Source organism: Sulfitobacter mediterraneus (genome assembly GCF_016801775.1).
GTDB classification, from domain to species: domain Bacteria; phylum Pseudomonadota; class Alphaproteobacteria; order Rhodobacterales; family Rhodobacteraceae; genus Sulfitobacter; species Sulfitobacter mediterraneus_A.
Map to the genome: position 1 here is coordinate 2,503,458 of NZ_CP069004.1, position 22,225 is coordinate 2,525,682.

Sequence of the window (22,225 nt, forward strand, 5' to 3'; positions counted from 1 at the left end):
GGCAGATAGCCCATATTCAGAGCCTGTTTTCTGCTCTAAGGTGCGCACATGAGATTTCCATTACGCATCAAATTTTTCCTGTTTGCCACTTTGCTTGCCGTGCTGCCGCTGGCCATTGTTGGCCAGAACCTGACCAAGCTGACCCGCGACGAATTAAAGAGCGCCGCCAACGAAGATCTGACTGCAGTTGCCAGCCAGCTGCGCCGCGCCTTCGACAATGAATTTCAGGGCCGCTGGCTTTCACCGCTGCAAGTGATCCGCAATGGCATCGACAGCCCCGATCTGGACGTACAACAGAAGGTGTCCCTGCTGACACTGGGCATTCAGGAACTTCCCCAAGTGGTCGCGCTGCAACTGGCGATTGACGGATCAAAACTGCCAATCCTTGCCCCGGATCAGGGCTTTGCCCAACGGCTGGACACTGCGGGACTTGATCCTGTCACCACACTCAGCACCTCTCCGGAACTCCTGGCTGATCTGCGGGCACGCGGTGCCTACGGCAAGCCGCTGATTGACCAGATTGATGCGACCGGCGATTGGATCGCGACCATCGCCCTGCCGTTGGACACCAAGATCGCAGGCCGTGAAGTCACCTTTGCCGCAAAGATCAACCTTGCCTCCATGGCAGCGTTGGTGGCCAATCACCCGTTCTCGGCGCGTGGGGAAATCTCTGTGATTGATCCTCAGGGATACACTGTATTAACGCCTGAACCCACCTCGCTCACGGACCGGTCATTGGTCCGCTCTGCCATGCCACTGATTACGGCAAACGCGCGGGCCGACACCTTGCAAGGCTATACCCGCACCGATGGCACCAAGATGCTTGGCGCTTACGCCTTTCCCAACCGGTTTCCCTGGGCCGTGGTGACCGAACAAAGCGAAGATCAAGCCTACGGCGTGGTGAATGCCATCACGGAACAGATCCTGATTGTTGGCCTGCTGGGGTTTGCGATTGCCAGCATCGGCGCCCTCATCTTTGCGCGGCGACTGACCAAACCGATCCTTGAGATCGGCAGCGTGGCGGAGAAGGTCGGTAGCGGTGATTTCAGCGCCCGTGTGCAAAACGTCAATTCGCGCGATGAAATCGGCGATCTGTCAAACCGCATCAACCAGATGATCGGCCATCTGGGAGAACGATTGGAGCTGATGAAATTTGTCAGCCACGGCACCATGAACGCCATTCAAGGATCGCATGAAGCAGGCATGTCGCGCGGCGGGCAACGGCGGCGGGTCTCGGTCATTTTTACCGATATTCGCGGCTATACCGAATTCTCCGAACGGGTACCGCCCGAGGTCGTGATTGAGGCGCTGAACCAGTATTTTGATGTGCAGACCGATATCGTCGAAGAACATAAGGGCGACGTTGACAAGTTCATCGGTGACGCACTGGTCGCTGTTTTTGAAGGCGAAGAGATGGAGATCCGCGCGGTACAATGCGCGGTCAAGATCACCAACGCGATGCAAGACCTGTTGATGAAATTTCCCGACTACAACCTTCATGTGGGCATTGGCATCGCATCCGGTGAAGTGGTTGTCGGGGCCATGGGCGCCCGGGAGCGGATGGATTTCACCGTACTTGGCTCCACCGTGAACCTGTCAGCGCGCCTGTGCTCCAAAGCGGATCCGGGGCAGGTTCTTCTGGATCAGGCAACCCGAGATGCCAGCGGCGATCTTGAGGGTGTGGCATTCGAAACCTTGGCGCCAATTGCCTTGAAAGGTTACGCCGAGCCGGTGCCGAACTTCGCGGCAAAGGCCGTCACAGCGTAAAGTTGGCCCAAGCCCAGACCATCGCGATATAGGTCAGCTGATGAAGCAATTGATCAACCCCAAAGGCCCGCCAATACCCTGGGTCTGTTGGCGTATATCCCGTCTTGTCCGAGTGCACCCCTTTGGCCCAATCAATGTGGTAATGCACAACCAGTTCCACGAGGCAGAGGATCGCGACAAACATCACCGGCGCCCCGCAGACCAGCAGGGCGCAGACAGAAAACGCCGCATGCAGCCCGGCATGTTGGGCACGCCCCAAATGGACATACTGCCCACGGCCGGACAACATGCGCGGCGTTTGCAGAAAAAAATCCGCAAACAGGTGTTTGATCTCCAGCAATAACAGCAGGAGCAAAGCGGTCTGAAGCTCTGCGGTCACGCACGTCCTCCCTCAAGGTACGATCCTAACGGAACCTGCGAAACCTGCAAATCAATTGATTTTAGCGTCCCAGAGTTGTTAAGACTCTGAGGTTGATGATTTTCAAAGTCTTTTTGTTTCACCTCAGCATTGGATCTGCCCCATCGAACGCACGCTGTTCAGTTTCATCTGGAAATATTCCAAACGCGATCAGCTGATTTTGCTGGCCGTGACGCTGACGCTGTTTCCATTGCTGTACCTGACCTTGGAATTGCCCAAGCGGATCATCAATGACGCCATCGGCGCGGGCGGGCCTGTCACCGTATATGGCTACGAAATGCAGCAGGTGCCGTTCTTGATGTTCCTGTGCGGTCTGTTCCTGTTGTCCGTCTTTGGTCACGGCATCATGAAAATGCGGATCAACACGATGAAGGGGGTGCTGGCCGAACGTTTGCTGCGGCGGCTGCGGTATACCCTGATCGCGCGCATCCTGCGATTCCCCGCCCCCTATTTCGAACGCACCAGCCAAGGTGAGCTGGTTTCGATGGTCACGTCGGAATCCGAACCGATGGGCGGGCTGATGGGCGATGCAGTTGCGCAACCCGTCTTGCAAGCAGGCCAGATGGCGACGATCCTTGGCTTCCTGTTCCTGCAAAGCTTTACCTTTGGGTTGGCCGCCTGCGCGTTCATTCCGCTACAGGCGTGGTTGATCCCCAAATTGCAGCGGCAAGTGAACAAACTGAACAAAAAGCGGGTGATCCAGTTGCGGGCGCTGGCGTCGGAAATCGGCGAAAGTTCGGCAGGAGCAAGCACCCTGCGTGTCAACGGCGGCTGGCGTTATCGTCTCGCGATGGTTTCCTTCCGTTTGGGGCGGCTCTTTGCCATCCGGTTTGAGATCTTCCAAAAGAAATTCTTTATGAAGTTCGTCAACAACTTCATCTCGCAACTGACACCGTTCTTTTTCTATTCGCTTGGCGGCTATCTCGCGATCAAGGGCGAGATCACCGTGGGCGCCCTTGTTGCGGCTCTGGCTGCTTACAAAGACCTGTCCAGCCCATGGAAAGAACTGCTGGCCTATTACAACCAGTCTCAGGATATGGCCCTGCGGTGGGAAACCATTACCGAACGGTTTGCCCCTCAGGGCATGATCCGCAAAGACCTGTTCGATGGTTATCCTGAGAAGTTGGAAGATCTGGCAGGAACAGTCCAGTTGCACGGCGTCAACGTGCAGGATGCCGATGGTAATCCGGTGCTCGAAGACTTGAACGTCACTTTTGATGCCGGCACCTCCATCGCCATCACCGCGCCCAGCGATGAAGACCGCCGCGCCCTTGCAGAGGTGCTGGTGCGTGAGGTGATCCCGTCTTCGGGCAAGATCACCATCGGCGATCTGCAGCTTTCCGACCTGCATCAGGCAACAATTGCCAAGCGCATCGGCCACGCCACATCCCGTCCCGTGATGTTCCTCGGCAGCTTTGGCGACAACGTCATGCTGCCCCTGAAGCTGCAGCCTGGCGGCGAACAAGACGAAACCGCCGCAGAAAGCGCACGGGCAGGCAACAGCACAGACCCACTTGAAACAGATTGGCAGGATATCGAAGACGACGTGTCAGCCGAAGATCTGCGGTCCTGGTGGCTGGAATTGATCACCGGGATGGGCATTGATCAGGCGCTGTTCAAACGCGGCGTCGAACAACGGATCAATGCAACGGTCCATACCAAGCTGGCCCGCGCGTTGGTCGCACTTCGGCCTGATGTTGAAAAAGCTGTCAGAGATGCCGGCCTGCGCGATGCTGTTTATTTCTTCCGCGAGGATCTGTTCAATCCCAGCCTACCCGTGGCCGAGAACATGTTGTTTGCCACGTCGCGCAATCATGTCACCGCAGAAAACCTGCTTGAGCAGGCGCAATTCCTGAACCTTCTCGAAGAGTTGCATCTTGAGGCGGACCTGCTGCAACTGGCGGCCGATATCGTTGATCTTTTGCGCCAGATATTTGGTCTGGACGGCACCGATCATCCGATGTTCCGCAAGCTTGGTCTCGATCCAGAAACCTACGAGAATGCTGTCGCATTGTTGACCAAGCACCAAGACGGCGGTCAGCTTGAGCGCGATGAAAAAGCCCGTCTTCTGGCCGTGACCTTTGTAATTTCCGCCGACAAACTGGGCACCGCGTTTCCCGAAGAAATCACCACCCGCGTGCTGCAAATCCGCAAGGAACATGGCGCGCAATTGCAAGCCAGCATGGTGGATCTGCTCAGCCCGATTGATGCGGATGCACCGGTTGCGGGCCTCACTGTGCTGGAAAACGCGCTCTATGGCCGGATCGTGGCCAGCGCCGGCGCCAAAGCCGATGAGTTGCGTGATCTGATTGGCGACATCCTGCGAAAGGCGGATTTGGCCGGCCTTGTGCTCGACCTCATTTTTGAGATGCCGCTGACCTTGGGCGGTGGCAATCTGCCCGCATTGCTCACGGAATCGCTCGCCATAAGCCGCGCCACGATCAAGCGACCTCACATATTGATCCTTGACGGTGTGCTGGCCAGCTTTGATGACGAGACCCGGAACATCCTGCCGCAAAAACTGCGCGCATTGTTGCCACGCACCACGATCATCTGTCTTGCGCCCAGCTTCGAAAACACCGGCGATTTCACAGCCGTTTACGAGATGCAGGCAGGCCGGATTTCGTCCATTGCCAGTGCCACGCCACAAGATGAGGACAGCACCGTCAGCGCCGATCTCGCCCGCAAGCTGCGGGCCATCGAAGGGACCGACCTTTTCTCTGGCCTCGCCCGCAAACAACTGCGGCTGCTGGCCTTCGGGGCGCGGTGGTACAAGGCCGAGCCGGGCGAATATGTTTTTCACAAAGATGACGACCCGACCTCTGGCGCCTATCTGGTGATCGACGGGGAAGCTGATCTGCTGCTGCCCCGTGACGGCGAGGATGATCTGCTGATCACGACCTCTGGCCCCGGCGCATTGGTCGGGGAATTGGGCCTGATCCGCAATGTACCCCGCGCGTTGGATATGCGGGCCAAATCGGACCTGACCTGCCTGCGCATTGGCGGTGAGGAATTCCTTGATGTGGTCGGCAGCGATGCTGGCACAGCCTACAAACTGCTACAGGTTGTCGCGGGCTACGTATCCAACTGAACAGGATGATTATCCAGAAATGTTTGCGCCGCTGCGGCCTTGGCCCGGCCCCGCATCAACGCTGCAATGGCCAATGTCTGGGCAAATGGTAGCACCTTATCAAGATCTACGGCATTGCCCGGATATCCCGCTAAGACAGCGTCAAAGCTGCCTCGCCCGTAAGCCAACAAAACCGCAGCCAGATCCCAGCGACAGTCACAGCGCCGCGCCAAACCGAAATCCAATATCGCAATCCCGCCGTGCCGCTTCCGGAACACTTGATCTGCATGCAAATCGCCGTGACAGACGGCAACGCGGGTGTTTTCTGGAGCCAGGGTATGGTTGATCAACTCCTGGTACAGAGCCTGCTTTGCGCCCGGCCGCAATTTGCCCAACCCAGACAGGGCCGATGGCAAGCTGACCGGAATTTCGGCCCATGCGTCCTGATCGAGACCGTGTATCACCCCAAGTGAGTGACCCAGATCATTGGCCGGTTGCCGGGGCAGCGGCCCTGACAATGGCCGTCCATGCACAAAATCGTCCAACACCCATTGCGCAGATATTTCTGGCGTCGTCACCTCCTCAGAGGTCAACACCGGACGGACAACTGCAGCGCCATTTTGAGAAAGCGTGCGGCGCAATCTGGCATCGATCGCTGGATCTAGTCCCGGCGAACCGGGTTTGAGCACGCGCAGCGCATAGGTGCGCCGGTCTGTTTGAATACGCCAGATCGATGCCTGTGCCCCGCCACCCAACACCGAAATCGCAACCGCTTTTTCCCCCAATGCGTCAAAGATCGGGGCCAGCTTGGCCAATTGCGCCTGTGTCTGTACATCCATTGCGCTAATCTGACCGATGCCCTTCAAACTTGCGCAGAGACACATCAGCCGCTTCCAATTGGCGCCTGACCGATCCGGCAATCTGAACGGCCTCTGCCGTATCGCCATGCAGGCAGATCGTATCAATCTGTGTCGGAATATGTTTGCCGCTTTCGGTGATGATTGCGCCGGCCTGCACCATCTGAACCATCCGAGCACCAGCATGATCCGCATCATGGATCACCGCACCGGGCAAAGACCGGTCCACCAGCGTGGCATCGTCGTTATAGGCGCGGTCTGCAAAGATCTCTCCGGCCCAGAGGCAGCCCAGCTTTTCCACCGCCGACTGTTGCGCGGTGGCGGCCAGCACCATGACAATCAAATCGGGCGCAACACTCAACGCCGCCTCGTATAGGTCACGCGCCATATCCTCGTCTTCGGCACACATGTTGGCCATTGCGCCGTGCAGCTTGAGATGCCGCACTTCTGCGCCCACGCTGCGGGCCATGCCAAGACTTGCGGCCACTTGATAGCGCACTTGATTTTGCAACGTCCCGCGCGGCACTGACATGCGGTTGCGGCCAAATCCGGCGATGTCCATGAACCCCGGATGCGCGCCAATGCCCACACCGTTGCTTTGGGCCATCGTCATGGTCGCCGCCATCACATCCGCATCCCCCGCATGACCACCACAAGCGATATTTGCCGAGGTCACAATGTTCAAAAGCGCCGCATCGTCGCCCATTTTCCATGCGCCATAACTCTCTCCCATATCCGCGTTCAGATCGACATGTGGCATCTCAATTCTCCTCTTCAAAAGGGTTTGCTTGGGCAGAAACCGCGCCGCTGATCAACTGGTAGCCCAGCAGATCACGGATATTGGCCGGATCACGCACAAGCGGCATCACTTTGGACGGCAGTGATTTCAGCTCAGACAGAAAGCGGGTTTGCAACGCGATGGCCTCGGCCATCTCAACAAATTCAAACCGGATCGTGGCCCCCATCTGGGCCTGCGCAACCCGCGGCAGATCACAAGGGATCACTGTGCCGATGCGCGGATATCCCCCTGTTGTCTGGCATTCATACATCAGCACAAATGGTGCGCCATCACCGGTGATTTGGATATCGCCGGGCACAATGACCTCGGACACGATGGTAAGCTGCCCTTCGGTGGCGAACCCATCGCCCGGTTGATCCATCCGCACACCCATGCGATTGGCCCGAGCATCACGGGAAAATTGTGTTTGGCAAAACCTGTCCCGCGTGTCTTGCGAAAAGGACGTTGTTTGCATTGAAGACACCACGCGCACCGCGCCACCGCCAAAGCGGGTCACAGGTGTCAGGGTCATGCCCACCTGCCCCGCCTCGTCCTGGCCAAGCGGCAAGCTGTCCTCATCCTGCAAAGCGCGGCCCAAACCCGCGCTGAGATGGCTGGACCGCGATCCCATCTGTGGCGGCGTGTCAAATCCACCGCCCACATGCAGGTATCCATAGCTGCCGTTTCGCGCCCCGCCGATGGTCAGCGTCGCACCGGCAGGTAGCAGATGCGAGGCGTTCCAGATAAGCGGGTCACCGTCGATGTTTGCCGCCATTTCCGCGCCCGTCAGGGCAATGCGGATATCGCCACTGGCCCGAAATGCGCCGCCACTTCCGGCCATTTCTATCGCCGCCGTATCGGCAGGCTGCCCCAAGAGTGCCGCACCCTCGTATAGAGCAACCGGATCAGCCGCACCGCCTATGGTCAGCCCCTGCGCCCGAAAACCGGGACGCCCTAAATCTTGCAGGCTTAGCCCCGGACCGGCTTGGATAATGCCCAGATGCGCAGTCATGTCAGTGCCTCTGAACTGGCACCACCATTGCCGCTGTCGTCTTTGGCACGGATCTGCGCCAACTCGGCTTGCGTCACAGAAGGGAACACCAGTTCATCCCCCGGTGACAAGGCAAAGGGTTTCGATGCATCAGGGCGGAATGTGCGAAAGGCGGTTTGGCCGATGTGCCGCCACCCTGTGGGAGAGGCGTTGGTAAAGATGATCAACTGCCGGATCGCCACCACCAGAGCCCCCGCGGGCACGGATTTGGTCAACGCCTGCTGGCGCGGGATATTCCATGTCTCGCTGAGCTCTCCCATATAGGGCTGGCCGGGTGCAAAACCGATGGTCAGAACCCGCACCCGCGATGTCGACAATTCGCGGACAGCTGTATCAGGATCAACGCCCGCAGCCTCTGCGGCCTCTTCCAATTGCGGCGCCAGCTCTGTGCCATAGACAGTCGGCACATGCCACAAAGTGCGCCCCGCTGGCAAAGGCGCATTAAGCCAGTCTGACAGAGCAAGCAGGTCTTGCAGTTTCTCAACCAGTGCATCCGGCGCTGCCTCTGCCAAATCAACCTGCAAGAAGACCGATACCAACGATGTGCTGGTCTCTGCCACCTCGGGCCAGTCTGCCGCATCTACAGCCGCGCGAAAGGCCAAGGCGGCGCGGTTGGCAGGCTCTGACATTTTGTCGGCAAAGCTGACCAATATGCCAGACAAGCCGACGGTACGTATCTGAGGCCAGTCACTCATCCCCAAGCGCCCATTTGTAGAGGCGCGGCAAAAGCACCGGCGTCAGATACATCGGCAATTGCCAACAGCCGATAAACACCATCAGCGGCGCCAGAACCTCGGCGGGCAGGGCCACCAGAAAGATCGCGATATTGCGGTTTCCTGCACCGATAGCGATAGGCCCGGCGACCGCCTTGAGTTTGCCGTGCCGGAGGGTCAGCAGCGTGATAAGCTGCAACAGATAGCTGATCGCGAAAGCCAACAGGGCCCACCACAGAACCGCTACCGGATCGCTCCGCAAGGCGGGGTTCAGCGCTGCCATCAGCCCCACAACAATTGAGGAGAAGGCGATCACAGACAAGCCGTCGAGCGCCTTGATCTGGGCCGGTGAGGGTCGCGGAAAGAACAGCCGGCGCAACACAAAACCGGTGCCCGCCGATACCGCGATGATCACCAACAACCGCAACGCTGCAAACACCACCTCCGACACCGGGCCAAGCTGTGGCAACGCCGCCAGAACCGGCAAAACAGTAAGGGGAAACGCCGCCGTGCCTAGCACGAAAATCTGCATCATGCGCCCGCCATCCAGCCCGAGGATCAGCGCCAGATTGACCGACCCGGCAATGGCAGGGGCAGCACTTGCCAGCACGATGGCGAGGGTTGCTGGGCTGTCGCCGAATCCGGCCAAAGTCATGATGCCCAAGCACGCCAGCGGCACGCCCATTTGCAGCAGCAATACTGCGCTGAGCCCCCAGCGCAGATCGCTCACCGCGCCCATTGCCGCGCGCCAGCCAATGCGCAACGCCGTGATCGTCAGCAGCCCTGCCACCATATGCGGCAACCACGGCACCAAGGCATTCGCGACGGTGGGCAACAAAAGCCCGCCCGCAAGCCCGAGGATCAGACAGAGCCGCGCATGGGACGATGCGGCAGATAAGATGTGTTGGATCATAGGTCACTGTCTCAGGACGGCCCGCTGCGCAGGTTCTCTGGCAGCCATGTCGCAATCTCGGGGAACCAGATCAAGACAAAGACCATCAGAACCATGATAAAAAACATCGGAAGCGCCGCGCGGGTGATATAGCCCATCTCGTGATCGGTCATGCCTTGCAGCACAAAAAGGTTAAATCCGATGGGCGGCGTGATTTGGGCCATCTCGACCACCACGACGACAAAAATGCCAAACCAGATCAGATCAATGCCCGCGCCCCGCACCATCGGCTCGACCACGGCCATGGTCAGAACAACCGATGAGATACCATCAAGGAACATGCCCAGCACGATGTAAAACACCAAGAGCGCCATCAGCAGCTGGAAGCGGGTCAATTCCATCGCCGCAATCCCATCCGCCAGCGCCCGTGGCAATCCGGTAAAGCCCATCGAGAGCTTCAGAAATGCTGCCCCCGCAAGGATCAGCGCGATCATCGCAGAGGTTCGCGTGGCCCCCATCAGACTTTCGCGGAAACTGTCCCAGGTCAGCGACCCTTGGAACATCGCCAGCACCAGCGCCCCGATGACCCCGATGGCCGCCGCTTCGGTGGCTGTGGCCAGACCCAGATACATCGACCCGATGACCACAGTGATCAGGGCAAACACCGGCAACAGGAACCGCGAATTGCGGACCTTTTCGGCAAAGCTCATGCCGGTTTCAACATCGGGATTCCAATCCTTGGAGGTGAAACTGACAAAGGCCACATAGGCCATAAACATGCCCGCCAAGACCAAGCCCGGAAACACGCCTGCAAAGAACAGCTTGGTGATGCTTTCATTCACGGTAACACCGTAGACAATCAATGCCAGCGACGGCGGGATCATCAGACCCAGAGTGGCCGCCCCTGCCAATGTGCCGATGATCATCTTCTCAGGATAGTTTCGGGCCCTCAGTTCCGGGATCGACATCTTGCCCACTGTGGTCAGGGTCGCAGCAGATGATCCAGACACCGCCGCAAACACGGTGCATGACACGATATTGGTATGCACCAATCCGCCCGGCAACCTTGCCAGCCATGGTGACAGCCCCTTAAACATATCCTCGCTTAATCGGGTACGATACAGGATCTCTCCCATCCAAATGAACAGGGGCAAGGCCGTCAGTGTCCAGGAACTGGACGAAGCCCAAATCGTAGTGATCATCGTGTCGCCGACCGGGCGGGTGGTAAACAGCTCCATCCCGACCCAAGCGACCCCCATCAGGGCCAGCCCAACCCAGACACCTGTGCCCAACAGGAAAAACAGCACAAAAAGGAAAAGCGTTATGGCGTAAATCTCTGTCATGTTCTTATTCCCCGTGCGTCTGATCGACGATGTCGCGGCTGATGCGGTGCTCACCTTTGAACAGCACATTTAGCAAGTTGTCGGTCAGCGCGATCGCCAACAGGCCGCCCCCCAAAACCATCACCGATTGCGGTATCCACAAATGCGTGGCGTCCTGCCCTTGTGAGACCTCTTTGAATTTCCACGACCAGTAGACAAACCAGTAAGCGTAATAAGTGAAATACCATGCGATCCCCGCCGCCAGCGCAAAGCACCAGATCTCCAATAACCTTTTCGGGCCGGGTGGCACGGCGTTCAGCAGGACGGATACACGGATGTGCGCACCGCGATTCAAAGCATTGGCAAAGGCAAAAAAGCTCGCCGCGGCCATGGCATAGCCGGCGTAACTGGGCGCACCGGGAAAGATCTCGCCAATCCAGCGGGCCAGCATTTGTGCCACGATCAAGCTGAGGATCGAGATCAGGCATAGCGCGGCCAGAACGCCGGATGCCAGATACAGAAAATCGAGGAACCGTCGGAGGAATGTCATGATCTGACCCCTGTCAAAAGATGGCTTTGCCGTGATGAGAAAACACCGCGCGCGCGGCGCGAAGAGGGCCGGCGCACCGGCCCTCTTGTGGTTTTCTGCGTTGCCTTATTGCATGGACTTGAAGGCATCCACGATGGCCGCGCCATCTTCGCCTGCTGCTTCGAGCCATTCGGCGGTCATGGTTTCACCCACAGCACGCAGATCGCCCATCAATTGGTCTCCGGCTGGACCAACGGTCATGCCGCCTGCGGCCAGACCATCCATTGTGAACTGGGTGTAGTCTTTGGACGCCTGCAAACCACGCGCTTGTGCTTCTCCAGCGCAGGTTGTGATTGCCGTTTTGTTGGCATCAGACACATCCGCCCAGACATCTTTGTTTACCATCACATAGTTGTACGGCAGCCATGCATCGACTTCATAAAAATGGCTCAGGCTTTCCCACACCTTGCGGTCATAGCCGGTCGCGCCGGAGGAAATCATCGATTCCGCCACACCTGTCGCAAACGCCTGGGAAATTTCTGCTGCCTCAATGGTGACGGGCAACATGCCAGTCAGCTCTGCCAGTCGGGCAGTGGCGTTGTTGTAGGACCGGAACTTGATGCCCTGCATATCCGCAGCGCTGTTCACTTCCTTGTTGAAATACAGACCCTGTGGTGGCCATGGCACGGCATAGAGCATCACAAGGTTCTGTTCGTCCAGCACCGCGTCCAGCTTTGGCTTGGCCGCTTTGAACAGCTTGGCGCTGTCCTCAAAGGACGGGGCAAGGAACGGCACGGAATCAAATCCGAACACCGCGTTTTCATTCTGGTGACCAGACAGCAGACGTTCACCAATCTGGACCTGACCGGTCTGGATTGCGCGTTTGATGTCTGCGCCAGCAAACAGCGAACCGCCCGGATGCACAGTGATATCAATATCGCCGTTGGTCGCGCCGCGTACACAATCGGCAAAAGCGACGCCATTCTCCGAATGGAAGTTGGACGCGGAATAGGCCATCGGCATATCCCATTTCTCAGCAGCCATTGCGGGCATCGCCGCTGTCAGGGCCACGGCGGCGGTTGCCACGCCTGCCATCAATCTTGTTGTCAGTTTCATTGAGTTTCTCCCTTTTTGGATGTCTTGAACACTAATCAAAGCGTTGTGGGTGATATGGGGTCAGGTCCGTGTTCGGGGCCTGCCCGGTGATCAATCCGGCCACAAGGCGGCCCGTCTTTGGCCCGCCCGTCAACCCGATGTGGTGATGCCCGAAGGCCGTAAAGACCCGGCTGTTTCCAACCTCACCGATCAACGGCAGGCTGTCACTGGGGGCGGGTCTGTGCCCCAGCCATTCGATTTCATTTGTCGCTTTCAGCCCCGGAAAGGCGGCCCTGGCCTGACGCCTGAGCAAGGCCAGCGGGGCGGGCGATGGTCCGGCCTCAAGCCCGCCCAACTCCACAATGCCCGCACAGCGCAGACCTTGTTCCATGGGCGTTGCCACAAATTTTCCGCTGGCGATCATCGTTGGCCGCGCTGGTCCGCCGGATGCATCTTCAAAAACGATATGATAGCCCCGTTCGGCCTCAAGCGGAATGTTCAGACCCAGCTTCTTCATCAACGGCTTGGACCAAACGCCTGTCGCCAGCACCAGATTATCGCAAGGGACGGTGCCTTCAGAAGTCTGAACGCCGCGCACTTGCCCACCGAAAAGGTCAAAATCCTTGACCTCCGACTTCATGATGGTGCCGCCCATCCCTTCAAAAGCTTTGGCCAAGGCCTGCACATAGCCACCGGGGCTGCGGATAAATCCGTGGTCTTTCATGACCGCCAAAGTGTTGATCTGCGGGCCAAGGGCAGGCTCATAATCATGAACCTCAGCCCCTTCGATCAGGCGCGGCTCAAACCCCGCCTCTTTGCGCAGCTCCCAAACGTAGTGTTCCGCCTCAAAGGCCGCGCGACTGTTATAGGCAAAGCAATATTCGCTTTCGCTGACCCAATCACCGAGACCAAGTTCATCACACAGGCTTTTGTGCTGCTCTACGGAATCGCCGGTGATCGTGGTGAGCCCTTTGGCGATCCGGCGTGTGTCGGTATCATTGGCCACCGCCAGATACTTGCGCAGCCATGGCAGCAGGCGCGGCAGATAGGACCAGCGCAGAAACAATGGGAAATCCCGATCCAGCAACATTCCCGGCGCTTTTCGTAGCAGCCCTGGTCCTGTGACCGGCACCATCGCGCATGACGCCAGCACACCTGCATTGCCGTGAGAAGTGCCCGTGCCGGGCGCACCCCGGTCAATCACCGTCACCTCCACGCCAGCGCGGCGCAGCCAGATCGCCGTGGACACGCCGACGATGCCCGCCCCTATGACAACGCAATGGCCGGTCACATCGCAAGCCCGGTGCAATTTGTTCTGTTCATGACGTTCTCCCTGCCTCCATTCTTATCAAAAATATCAAAACGTCAACAATTTGTTTGTATTTTGTAATTGTTTGAATTTTCTCTTGTATGAATTGGCACGAAACCGCAGTGTTTGCTGGGCTTTGGCGGGACAGGCACATGAACAACAAAGACAACGCACGCCTCGGTATCCTGATGCTGGACACCAGATTTCCGCGAATCCCCGGCGATGTTGGAAACCCTGACACCTGGCCGTTTGCGGTGAAATTTGCAGTGGTTGAAGGTGCCACACCTGAGGCCATCGTCTGTGACGACGTTGAACCATTTGTGCAGGCCTTTGTGGCCGCGGGTCAAGAATTGGTCGCGTCAGGGTGCAGCGGCATCGCCACCACGTGCGGATTTCTTTCCCTGATCCGGCCCCGCCTTGCGGCAGAAATAGGGGTTCCAGTGGCCGCCTCCGCGCTTGAACAGGCGGCACAGATACAAGCCATGTTGCCCCCCGGCCAAACCATTGGCGTGCTGACCATCTCGGCTCGCACCCTGACACCCGCTCACCTTGCCGCGGCAGGCGTCCCCGAGGACGCGTCAGTTCAAGGCACTGACGGCAGCAGCTTTTCCCAGACGATTTTGGGCAACCAACCCAGTTTGGATGTGCCCGCCGCCCGTGCCGATCTGGTAAGCGCGGCCATGGCCCTTGTGACCGATCACCCCGATGTTGGCGCGATCATTCTGGAATGTACAAATATGGTGCCCTATTCCGCAGCCATCGCCGCCGCCACCCAAAGGCCCGTCTTTTCTATCTACAGCTATCTGCTGTGGTTTCACGAAGGTTTGCGGCCACGCGAATTTGGCTAGCCTTAACCGCGACTAGCGCAGCCAGTCATCCTCGAACGCGACACCGCTCACACCCGCCAGCCTTTTGATCCGCTCAAGTTCTGCTTCGAACGCGGCGATCCGGCCACTGCCCCATTTGACCTTATCCTCCGGCCAAAGCGCCCGCACCCGCAGCACATCTTCATCGCGAAAGGCTTTCATATCGACGCGCCCAACCAATCGATCGCCCTGCAGGATCGGGAAAACGTAATACCCATACTTGCGTTTCGCCGCGGGAACGAACACCTCAATCCGGTAGTCAAAGCCGAACAACCGCTCCGCCCGCTTGCGATCTCGCAGGGCCGGATCGAATGGGCTGAGCACCCGCAGACGACTTGTCGGAGGTTGGTCAATTGCTGGATCATCGGCCAGACCAGGCCGCGCATAGGCCATCTTGAGGCTGCCATCCACACCCGTGATCTGAACCTGCTCAAGCCGCCCTGCCGCCAATTCTGCCTTGCACCACCCCTGCGCCTCGGCCGGGGTGATATGCGCCCAGAACGCGGCCAGTTCTCCATGCGTGGCAAAACCCAGCCGTTCAAGCGCCTGATCGCAACACCAATCAATCGTCTCGTCCAAATCAGGGGCATTCGAGACGTCACACAGATGCTGTTCCAGCACCCGCTCGGTCAGGTCATAGCGTTTCTGAAACCCCTCGCGCCCGACAACGCACAACGCCCCACTGCGCCACAGATATTCCAACGCGGTCTTGGATGGATGCCAATCCCACCAGCCACCTGATCCGCGTTTTTCATCCTTGCCCACATCGGCAGAACACACCGGGCCGTCAGACTTGATCTGATCCAAAACCGCCTGAAAACACGCCTCGAACCCCGCACGCCGCCCGTCACGCCAGTGGCCGCGCAAACGCTCCGCATCGCGCTGCCGCCGCAGGTGCCAATAGGGGTAATAGGACATCGGAACCACAGCCGCGTCATGGGTCCAATGCTCAAACAACGCGCGGTCTTTCTCATAAAGGGACTTGAGCGCCTTGGGCCGATACCGCTGCCGCCGGGCAAACAGGATCAGATCATGCGCGCGCGCAACCGTGTTGATGCTGTCGAGTTGCACAAAGCCAAGATTTTCGATCAGGCCAAGCAGATCATCGCCCTTGCCCGGCCCTTGCGGCAGACCGGACAGGTGGTGCCGGTCAAGAAACACGCGCCGCGCGGCACTGTTGGAAAGGGTCAGCATGTTATCTTTTGCGATGGCGGCGCAGCGTATCACCAAATGACAACGTTGGCGTCAGTGTAACCTGCTGCGGCATGTCCGGATCCGGCTCATCCATGGTCTGGTTTAAGATAATCCGCGCCGCCGCCTGCCCGATCTCGGCGCGGCAGGCATCCATGGTCGCCAACTGGCGCGGCAATCCTTGCAACAGCTCAACTCCGTTAAAGCCAGCCAGACCGATCTGGCCGGGGATATCGACGCCTTGATCAATCAGGTACAACAACCCGCCCGCGCCGATCATATCATTGGAGTAATACAGAAAATCCAGATCGGGAGAGCGTTCAAGCATCTCCTGTGTCATCTCGCGACCCTTGGCCAACGCCGACCCGCCGGAATAAAAAGCGCGGTCCTCGATCTCTATGCCAGCCTTTGCCAATCCTTCGGTAAACCCCTCGAACCGCTTGCGCGCCCGATGGTCCAACGGCATTTTGGTGCCCATAAACCCGATGTGCTCATATCCCTCTTTCAGGATAGCATTGGCCATCTCGCGCCCCGCGCGGCGGTGCGAGATCCCCACCATCGCGTCTACAGGCCGGCCATCGGTGTCCATGATCTCAACCACCGGAATACCCGCATTGCGCAACATCGCCCGCGTCGCTTCAGAATGCTCCAGCCCCGCAATAATCACCCCGGACGGACGCCACGACAGCATCTCGTAAAGCACCCGCTCTTCTTTCTCAGGCAAATAGTCGGTCACGCCAACCACAGGCTGCAATGGCGTGTCTTCCAACACCTGATTGACGCCGTTCAAAACCTCCGGGAAGACCATGTTGGACAGGGACGGAATGATCACCGCCACCAAATTGACCCGTTGGCTGGCCAATGATCCGGCAATCTGGTTCGGCACATAACCCAGTTCCTTGGCCGCGGTCAGCACCTTTTTCCGTGTTGCTTCAGACACATCACCGCGATTGCGCAACACCCGGCTGACGGTCATTTCAGAGACGCCGCAGGCATCGGATACATCACGAAGGGTCAGCGGGCGTTTTGGGGGTGTGTTCAAATTTCTATTCCTGAATGCATATGAAACAGTTACCGCGAAGCACCCCTCACGATCAAGCGCCGCCTGCACCCAATGCAATATGCCGATGACAAGCCCCGAACGCTGGGCTAAACCCAAGCCTGCTGGCCCCGTGGCTCAACTGGATAGAGCAGCCCCCTCCTAAGGGGCAGGTTGCAGGTTCGAATCCTGCCGGGGTCGCCAATAAATCATTGAAATTAAACATTTTTTGTTGGATTGTGGAGTAAGGTGATTTTCACCTTTTACTGCGTTTTACCGCATTTTCGTGTGAATTCCTGCAAACTGCACGGATTTTCCGTGCAAAATCCGTGCAGTCGGTTCCGCGTTCGTTCTCGAAGGAAGAGCGTATTTGAGTACGAGGCCCCTTGAGGGTATCGATCATGCGTTGGACGAACCTGATGTTCATCTTGAGGTCAGTACACAAGAAAGAAGCCTTTTCTTCCGTCGATGCCTGTTGTGCAATGGGTTCAAATGTATAGAAATCCAGAGAAAATTTCTGCTTTAGCGAAAGGCGCGTTGGCAATGAAAATTTTCTACTCTTGGCAGGTTGATGCTCCACGCAAAGTTAACAAAGATTTCATTTTCGACGCCCTGAATGATGCAATCAATGAAATCAGTGCTGAATCAAAAGTATCTGAATCGGAGCGTGAAGGACTTAAGATTGATCAGGACACGCAGGGGGTCTTAGGCTCGCCAGAGGTAGCGCGAGTGATCTTCGACAAAATCGCCGCTTCAGATATTGTGGTAACTGATGTCTCACTGGTCGCCTCGGGAAAGGGCGAGAAACGTCATATTAACAGCAACGTGGCAATTGAATTGGGTTTTGCATACGCAAAACCCGGTGACGAAGCTGTGCTAAAAATCATGAACACCTATTTTGGGACGCCGGAACAATTACCTTTTGATCTCAGGATACGGCGACACCCGGTCAAGTATCATCTTGAACCTGGATCTGACGCCAAATCTCTTGCCAAAGCTCAAAAAGATCTCGTCCAACAGCTTGTTGGTATTCTTAATTTGTATCTACAAAATCCAGTTATTGAGCCGATGGCCGCCCATGTGGAAACCCCTAGTACACGGCTAAAAGGCATGTTTTGGGAACCAAGCGAGCCGCTGGTTCCCAGTAACGGGCGCAGGCAAAGCCATGACGTATTCTTCAATGCGGTTCGAGTTCTTTACTTCCGGTGCATTCCAATCAGTGCCCTGCCAGAACTATCATCGCGGGAAGCGGAGGACGCGACGGCCAAGTTGATGCCGCTTCTGTCAGAAGGTGGCTACAGCCGAACGCGCAACAAATGGGGGGCGGCATCTCATTGCGTGGCGCATGACGGTGAACTCATGGGTATGACGCAGGTGTTTCGGAACCGCGAAATTTGGGGAATTGACGCGTACTATTCGTCAATAACCAATAACCCAGAAGACGATGACGAAGAATATTTTGCCTACCTACCCACGGGAGCTATCCAACGTGAATACATTAGATCGATAAATAGCATCCGACGTTTGGCGTCGGAATTAGGCTATGGCGATCAGTACATTGTTGAAATGGGATTTTCCGGAGCAGACGGCGTGCAGCTTGCGAGAAGTCGCGCGTATTTTGAAACATTTGTCGGTCCTATCTATCAAAGTGAAGTAAATCTGCGAAAAACCATTACTGCAGACTATCCTACTGAGATGATCATGAATGATTTTTGGGAACTCCTGTTCTCTGAGGCAGGTAGTAGTGTTCCTGAAGAACTCGTCTGGATGCCAGAGGACAGATAGGCGGTTTGCATGACATGGACTGTTCGTATTACGTGCAAAATCCGTGCAGTCCTGTCCATGTCCTCGTGTAACCAACTAATCTGACTCACAAAAATCGAGCAAGCATGCCCCCTCCTAAGTTGCAGGTTCGAATCCTGCCGGGGTCGCCAGCCTTGTCCATAGCGACGGATGACGCGAAAGGCACCGATGTGCTGGACTGTTGGATGGGCGGCATTTATCGGTATCGCATTCTCACTAGGCAATGCGAACCGGCAGGCGATCCCTCGAGATCAGCCCCAAGATCGTCCGAGTTCTCCTAGAAAGGGTGCTGCGAAATTCCGGTTTAGGATCAGGTAAAACCGGGATTTGGCCTTTCGCGGTCGTTCTCGGAAAACTGGGGTTCATATCACAAGATAGTCGGGCATGTCCTGATAGCAGACGGGTCGCATCCAACGGCGGATGGCCATGGGGCCAACTGACGTATGCCCAAAATTCGTTGAGGCTGGATATGGCCCGCCATGCACCATCGCGGATGCTACTTCTACTCCGGTCGGAAATCCGTTGGCGAGAATTCTGCCCGCTTTTCGCTCCAGGATGGCAAGCAGTTTGCGGGCCTGTGGGGCGTCTTCTTCATCCACGTGCAAGGTGCAGGTCAATTGACCCTCCAGCTCATCGGCCAATGACAGCGTCGTTTCCGGATCAGGTGAACGCACGATCAATCCGAAGGGTCCAAACACCTCATGGCGCAGCGCTGGGTTGGCACGATATTCCGACGCAGCTACGGAACTGACGAATGGCGTCACCTGACGGTTTTTGGTTTGACCTTGAAACGCCAATCTGCTCATCTGCGCGATTTTTTGTGTCTTAAGGGAGAAGTCATCGGCAATTCCAGATGTCAGCATCGGCTGGGGCGCGACCTCTTGGAGAGCCGCCACTGCATCAGCAAGAAATGCATCGCCCTGTGGCCCTTCGGGCAATACGATCAAGCCGGGATTGGTGCAAAATTGCCCCACGCCCATGGTCAGTGAAGCCGCCCAGGCCTTGGCAATGTCGGTGCCTCGTGCTGCCAAGGCGTACGGCAAAACAAAAACCGGGTTGATGGATCCAAGCTCTCCGAAAAATGGGATTGGAACCGGCCTTCTTGCACAAAGGTCGAACAGTGCCCGCCCGGCCCCTAGCGAGCCGGTAAAGCCCACGGCGCTTATCAGAGGATGCTCAACCATTGCGCGGCCCAGATCATGGGTGCTGCCCTGGATCATTTGAAACATCGCTGCGGGATAACCTTCGGCGGCGACGGCGGCCCCAATGGCGCGTGCAACGATTTCACCCGTGGCTGGGTGGGCTGGATGACCTTTCACAATGACCGGGCATCCGGCGGCCAATGCTGATGCCGTGTCGCCGCCGGCGGTTGAGAATGCCAGTGGGAAATTGGAGGCGCCAAACACAGCGACCGGACCAACGGGACGCTGCACCAAGCGCAGATCAGGGGCGGGCATGGGGCTTCGATCCGGCTGTGCGGGATCATGGCGTTGATCCAGATGATCTCTGCTTTCAATGTAATCGGCAAACATGCGCAGCTGCCCGACAGTTCTGCCACGTTCCCCCACCAAACGCCCGCTGGGAAGGCCAGTTTCTGCCATTCCATAGGCTGTTATTGCGCCAGCCTGGGCGTCGATATGCGCCGCAATCCTGCGCAACAAAGCGGCGTGGCGCTCTACCGGCATCGCGTTCACGCTGGCAAAACAGGCCTCTGCGGCCATCGCTGCCCGGTCTACCTCTGCGGCGGTACCTTCGCTGACCTCAACACCGTGCCCGGTCAGTGGTTTGCTTGTGAATTTGGCGTCAGAACTGACCCAATCTCCATCGATCAGGTGTTGGCCTGTTGGTTCAATCACGAGGGATCTCCAATTTGGTTTAATGTCCCTCAAGGCGCATCTTTGGCGACAGCGCGGCAGGGTCGAGTTTCAGATGAAGGATAGCAGGCAGGCCGCTTTCACGGGCCGCAGTCAGCGCGGGGCCAAAGGCCTCGGTGGTGGTTACGGTCGCACCGAAACCGCCATAGGCTTTTGCCAGCGCTGCGAAATCGGGATTTTTCATCATTGTTCCGGACGGGCGCCCCGGATAATGGCGCTGTTGATGCATCCGGATTGTGCCATACATACCGTTGTCAGAAACCAGGGTGATCACAGCCGCGCCCTGCTCGCATGCGGTCCCAAATTCCTGGCTGACCATTTGGAAACACCCGTCACCGGCAAGGCAAATCACATCGCGTTCTGGATGGTGCAACTTGGCCGCGATGGCCGCAGGCAAACCATAGCCCATTGAGCCTGATGTCGGCGCCAGCTGGGTCCGCCAACCACGATAGCGGTAATACCGGTGCAACCACGCAGAGTAGTTGCCCGCACCATTGGTCAGAATAGCATCGTCGGAAAGTGCCGTGTTCAGGTGCGAAATCACCTGCTCCATCTTAAGCGCGCCGGGTGTCTCTTGCGGTTCTTGCCATTGCTCATAGGCCGCGCGCGCATCCGTCAACCATGCCCCACCTTCGCGGGAAATGGACATATCCCGGAGCTGTTTGATAACCGGTCCCGGCTGGGCCACGACGGCCAAAGTGGGGTAATATACTCGGCCGATTTCCGATGGGTCTGCATGAATATGGATCAGTTCCTGATGTGAAACAGGCGGGGTCAAGAGCGTATATCCAGAGGTCGTCATCTCACCCAACCGCGCACCAAGGGCCAGAATCAAATCTGCCTCTTGCACCCGTTTCGCGAGGTCCGGATTGATCCCGATCCCAACATCGCCGACATAGTTTGGATGCCGGTTGTCGAGAAAATCCTGACACCTGAAGGATGCGCCGACAGGCAAACCCATCTGCTTTGCAAATGTGCCAAGCGCCTCTGCTGCCTCCGCATCCCAACTGGCCCCGCCTGCAATGATCAACGGTCGCTTGGCCGTAGCCAATTTTTCCACAACACCCCTTAGATCGGTGTCCGCGGCCTTGCCCGATGGCAATGTTGCTGCCGGAACCGGTACGCCTTCTGCAACGCCAGACAACATATCCTCCGGAAGCGCGAGAACCACAGGGCCGGGCCTGCCGGATTGCGCGATATGAAACGCGTGGCTGATGTATTCCGGGATGCGGTCGGCGCGGTCGATCTCGGCGACCCATTTCGCCAGCGGACCAAACATCGCGCGATAGTCCACCTCCTGAAACGCCTCGCGGTCGCGTTGGTCACTTGCGACCTGCCCCACAAATAGAATCATCGGTGTGCTGTCCTGGAAGGCGATGTGGACACCGGCACTTGCATTTGTTGCGCCCGGACCACGGGTGACAAAGGCAATACCGGGCTTTCCGGTGAGTTTCCCGGTCGCTTCGGCCATCATCGCGGCCCCGCCTTCCTGACGGGCGACGACCACATCGATATCGGCATCATAAAGCCCGTCAAGCGCCGCCAAGAAGCTTTCGCCCGGAATGCAGAACACCCGCTCGACCCCCTGTGCCACCAGGCATTGCGTCAAAAGGGCGCCGCCGTGCAGCGGGGAAGGAGCGTCGGTCATTTT

18 protein-coding genes and 1 tRNA gene are annotated in these 22,225 nt (G+C 57.6%); 5 read left to right on the forward strand and 14 right to left on the reverse strand.

The window, feature by feature from the left end:
* Nucleotides 1–48: 48 nt before the first annotated feature.
* Complete coding sequence (locus JNX03_RS12425) at nucleotides 49–1,767, forward strand: adenylate/guanylate cyclase domain-containing protein (protein ID WP_203209346.1); 1,719 nt, start codon at nucleotides 49–51, stop codon at nucleotides 1,765–1,767.
* On the opposite strand, the gene JNX03_RS12430 is transcribed toward JNX03_RS12425, so the two are convergent.
* Complete coding sequence (locus JNX03_RS12430; protein ID WP_203209347.1) at nucleotides 1,757–2,146, reverse strand: DUF3307 domain-containing protein; 390 nt, start codon at nucleotides 2,144–2,146, stop codon at nucleotides 1,757–1,759. The genes JNX03_RS12425 and JNX03_RS12430 overlap by 11 nt on opposite strands.
* 208 nt (nucleotides 2,147–2,354) lie before the next feature.
* Here JNX03_RS12430 and JNX03_RS12435 point away from each other — a divergent pair, with 208 nt between their 5' ends.
* Nucleotides 2,355–5,276: an ABC transporter transmembrane domain-containing protein gene (locus JNX03_RS12435; RefSeq protein ID WP_203209348.1), complete on the forward strand. Its 2,922-nt coding sequence runs from the start codon at nucleotides 2,355–2,357 to the stop codon at nucleotides 5,274–5,276.
* Here the strand turns inward: JNX03_RS12435 and JNX03_RS12440 are convergent.
* The 9 genes from JNX03_RS12440 to JNX03_RS12480 form a co-directional block, all read right to left on the reverse strand.
* Nucleotides 5,261–6,094 (reverse strand): aminoglycoside phosphotransferase family protein, encoded by an 834-nt coding sequence (locus tag JNX03_RS12440; protein WP_203209349.1) that lies wholly within the window; start codon nucleotides 6,092–6,094, stop codon nucleotides 5,261–5,263. The genes JNX03_RS12435 and JNX03_RS12440 overlap by 16 nt on opposite strands.
* Nucleotides 6,095–6,098: 4 nt before the next feature.
* The gene (locus JNX03_RS12445) at nucleotides 6,099–6,872 is read right to left on the reverse strand and encodes a LamB/YcsF family protein (protein WP_203209350.1); all 774 of its coding nucleotides are present in this window, start codon (nucleotides 6,870–6,872) and stop codon (nucleotides 6,099–6,101) included.
* A gap of 1 nt (nucleotide 6,873) precedes the next feature.
* The gene (locus JNX03_RS12450) at nucleotides 6,874–7,902 is read right to left on the reverse strand and encodes a biotin-dependent carboxyltransferase family protein (RefSeq protein WP_203209351.1); all 1,029 of its coding nucleotides are present in this window, start codon (nucleotides 7,900–7,902) and stop codon (nucleotides 6,874–6,876) included.
* Complete coding sequence (locus JNX03_RS12455) at nucleotides 7,899–8,636, reverse strand: 5-oxoprolinase subunit B family protein (RefSeq protein WP_203209352.1); 738 nt, start codon at nucleotides 8,634–8,636, stop codon at nucleotides 7,899–7,901. Before JNX03_RS12455 ends, JNX03_RS12450 begins: the two co-directional genes overlap by 4 nt.
* Complete coding sequence (locus JNX03_RS12460; protein WP_203209353.1) at nucleotides 8,629–9,567, reverse strand: hypothetical protein; 939 nt, start codon at nucleotides 9,565–9,567, stop codon at nucleotides 8,629–8,631. The genes JNX03_RS12455 and JNX03_RS12460 overlap by 8 nt, the downstream gene beginning before the upstream one ends.
* An 11-nt stretch (nucleotides 9,568–9,578) precedes the next feature.
* Entirely contained in the window at nucleotides 9,579–10,889 is a 1,311-nt protein-coding gene (locus JNX03_RS12465) for a TRAP transporter large permease (RefSeq protein ID WP_203209354.1), read from the reverse strand.
* Between the two features lie 4 nt (nucleotides 10,890–10,893).
* Nucleotides 10,894–11,418 (reverse strand): TRAP transporter small permease, encoded by a 525-nt coding sequence (locus JNX03_RS12470; RefSeq protein ID WP_203209355.1) that lies wholly within the window; start codon nucleotides 11,416–11,418, stop codon nucleotides 10,894–10,896.
* Nucleotides 11,419–11,523: 105 nt separating this feature from the next.
* Nucleotides 11,524–12,513, reverse strand: a complete 990-nt coding sequence (locus tag JNX03_RS12475; protein WP_203209356.1) for a TRAP transporter substrate-binding protein — start codon at nucleotides 12,511–12,513, stop codon at nucleotides 11,524–11,526.
* A gap of 31 nt (nucleotides 12,514–12,544) precedes the next feature.
* Entirely contained in the window at nucleotides 12,545–13,783 is a 1,239-nt protein-coding gene (locus tag JNX03_RS12480; protein WP_203209357.1) for an NAD(P)/FAD-dependent oxidoreductase, read from the reverse strand.
* A 170-nt stretch (nucleotides 13,784–13,953) separates the two neighbouring features.
* Here JNX03_RS12480 and JNX03_RS12485 point away from each other — a divergent pair, with 170 nt between their 5' ends.
* Nucleotides 13,954–14,649, forward strand: coding sequence for an aspartate/glutamate racemase family protein (locus tag JNX03_RS12485; protein WP_203209358.1), 696 nt, complete (start codon nucleotides 13,954–13,956; stop codon nucleotides 14,647–14,649).
* A 12-nt stretch (nucleotides 14,650–14,661) separates the two neighbouring features.
* Here JNX03_RS12485 and JNX03_RS12490 read toward each other — a convergent pair whose 3' ends face one another.
* On the reverse strand, nucleotides 14,662–15,861 hold the full coding sequence (locus JNX03_RS12490; protein WP_203209359.1) for a winged helix-turn-helix domain-containing protein: 1,200 nt from the start codon (nucleotides 15,859–15,861) through the stop codon (nucleotides 14,662–14,664).
* A gap of 1 nt (nucleotide 15,862) precedes the next feature.
* On the reverse strand, nucleotides 15,863–16,900 hold the full coding sequence (locus tag JNX03_RS12495; RefSeq protein ID WP_203209360.1) for a LacI family DNA-binding transcriptional regulator: 1,038 nt from the start codon (nucleotides 16,898–16,900) through the stop codon (nucleotides 15,863–15,865).
* A gap of 124 nt (nucleotides 16,901–17,024) precedes the next feature.
* Here JNX03_RS12495 and JNX03_RS12500 point away from each other — a divergent pair.
* Nucleotides 17,025–17,101: transfer RNA gene (locus JNX03_RS12500), tRNA-Arg, on the forward strand.
* Nucleotides 17,102–17,440: 339 nt separating this feature from the next.
* The gene (locus tag JNX03_RS12505; protein ID WP_203209361.1) at nucleotides 17,441–18,682 is read left to right on the forward strand and encodes a hypothetical protein; all 1,242 of its coding nucleotides are present in this window, start codon (nucleotides 17,441–17,443) and stop codon (nucleotides 18,680–18,682) included.
* A gap of 380 nt (nucleotides 18,683–19,062) precedes the next feature.
* Here the strand turns inward: JNX03_RS12505 and JNX03_RS12510 are convergent, their stop codons facing one another.
* Entirely contained in the window at nucleotides 19,063–20,556 is a 1,494-nt protein-coding gene (locus JNX03_RS12510) for an aldehyde dehydrogenase (NADP(+)) (RefSeq protein ID WP_231024194.1), read from the reverse strand.
* 19 nt (nucleotides 20,557–20,575) lie between these two features.
* Entirely contained in the window at nucleotides 20,576–22,222 is a 1,647-nt protein-coding gene (locus JNX03_RS12515) for a thiamine pyrophosphate-binding protein (protein ID WP_203209362.1), read from the reverse strand.
* Between the last annotated feature and the right edge of the window lie 3 nt (nucleotides 22,223–22,225).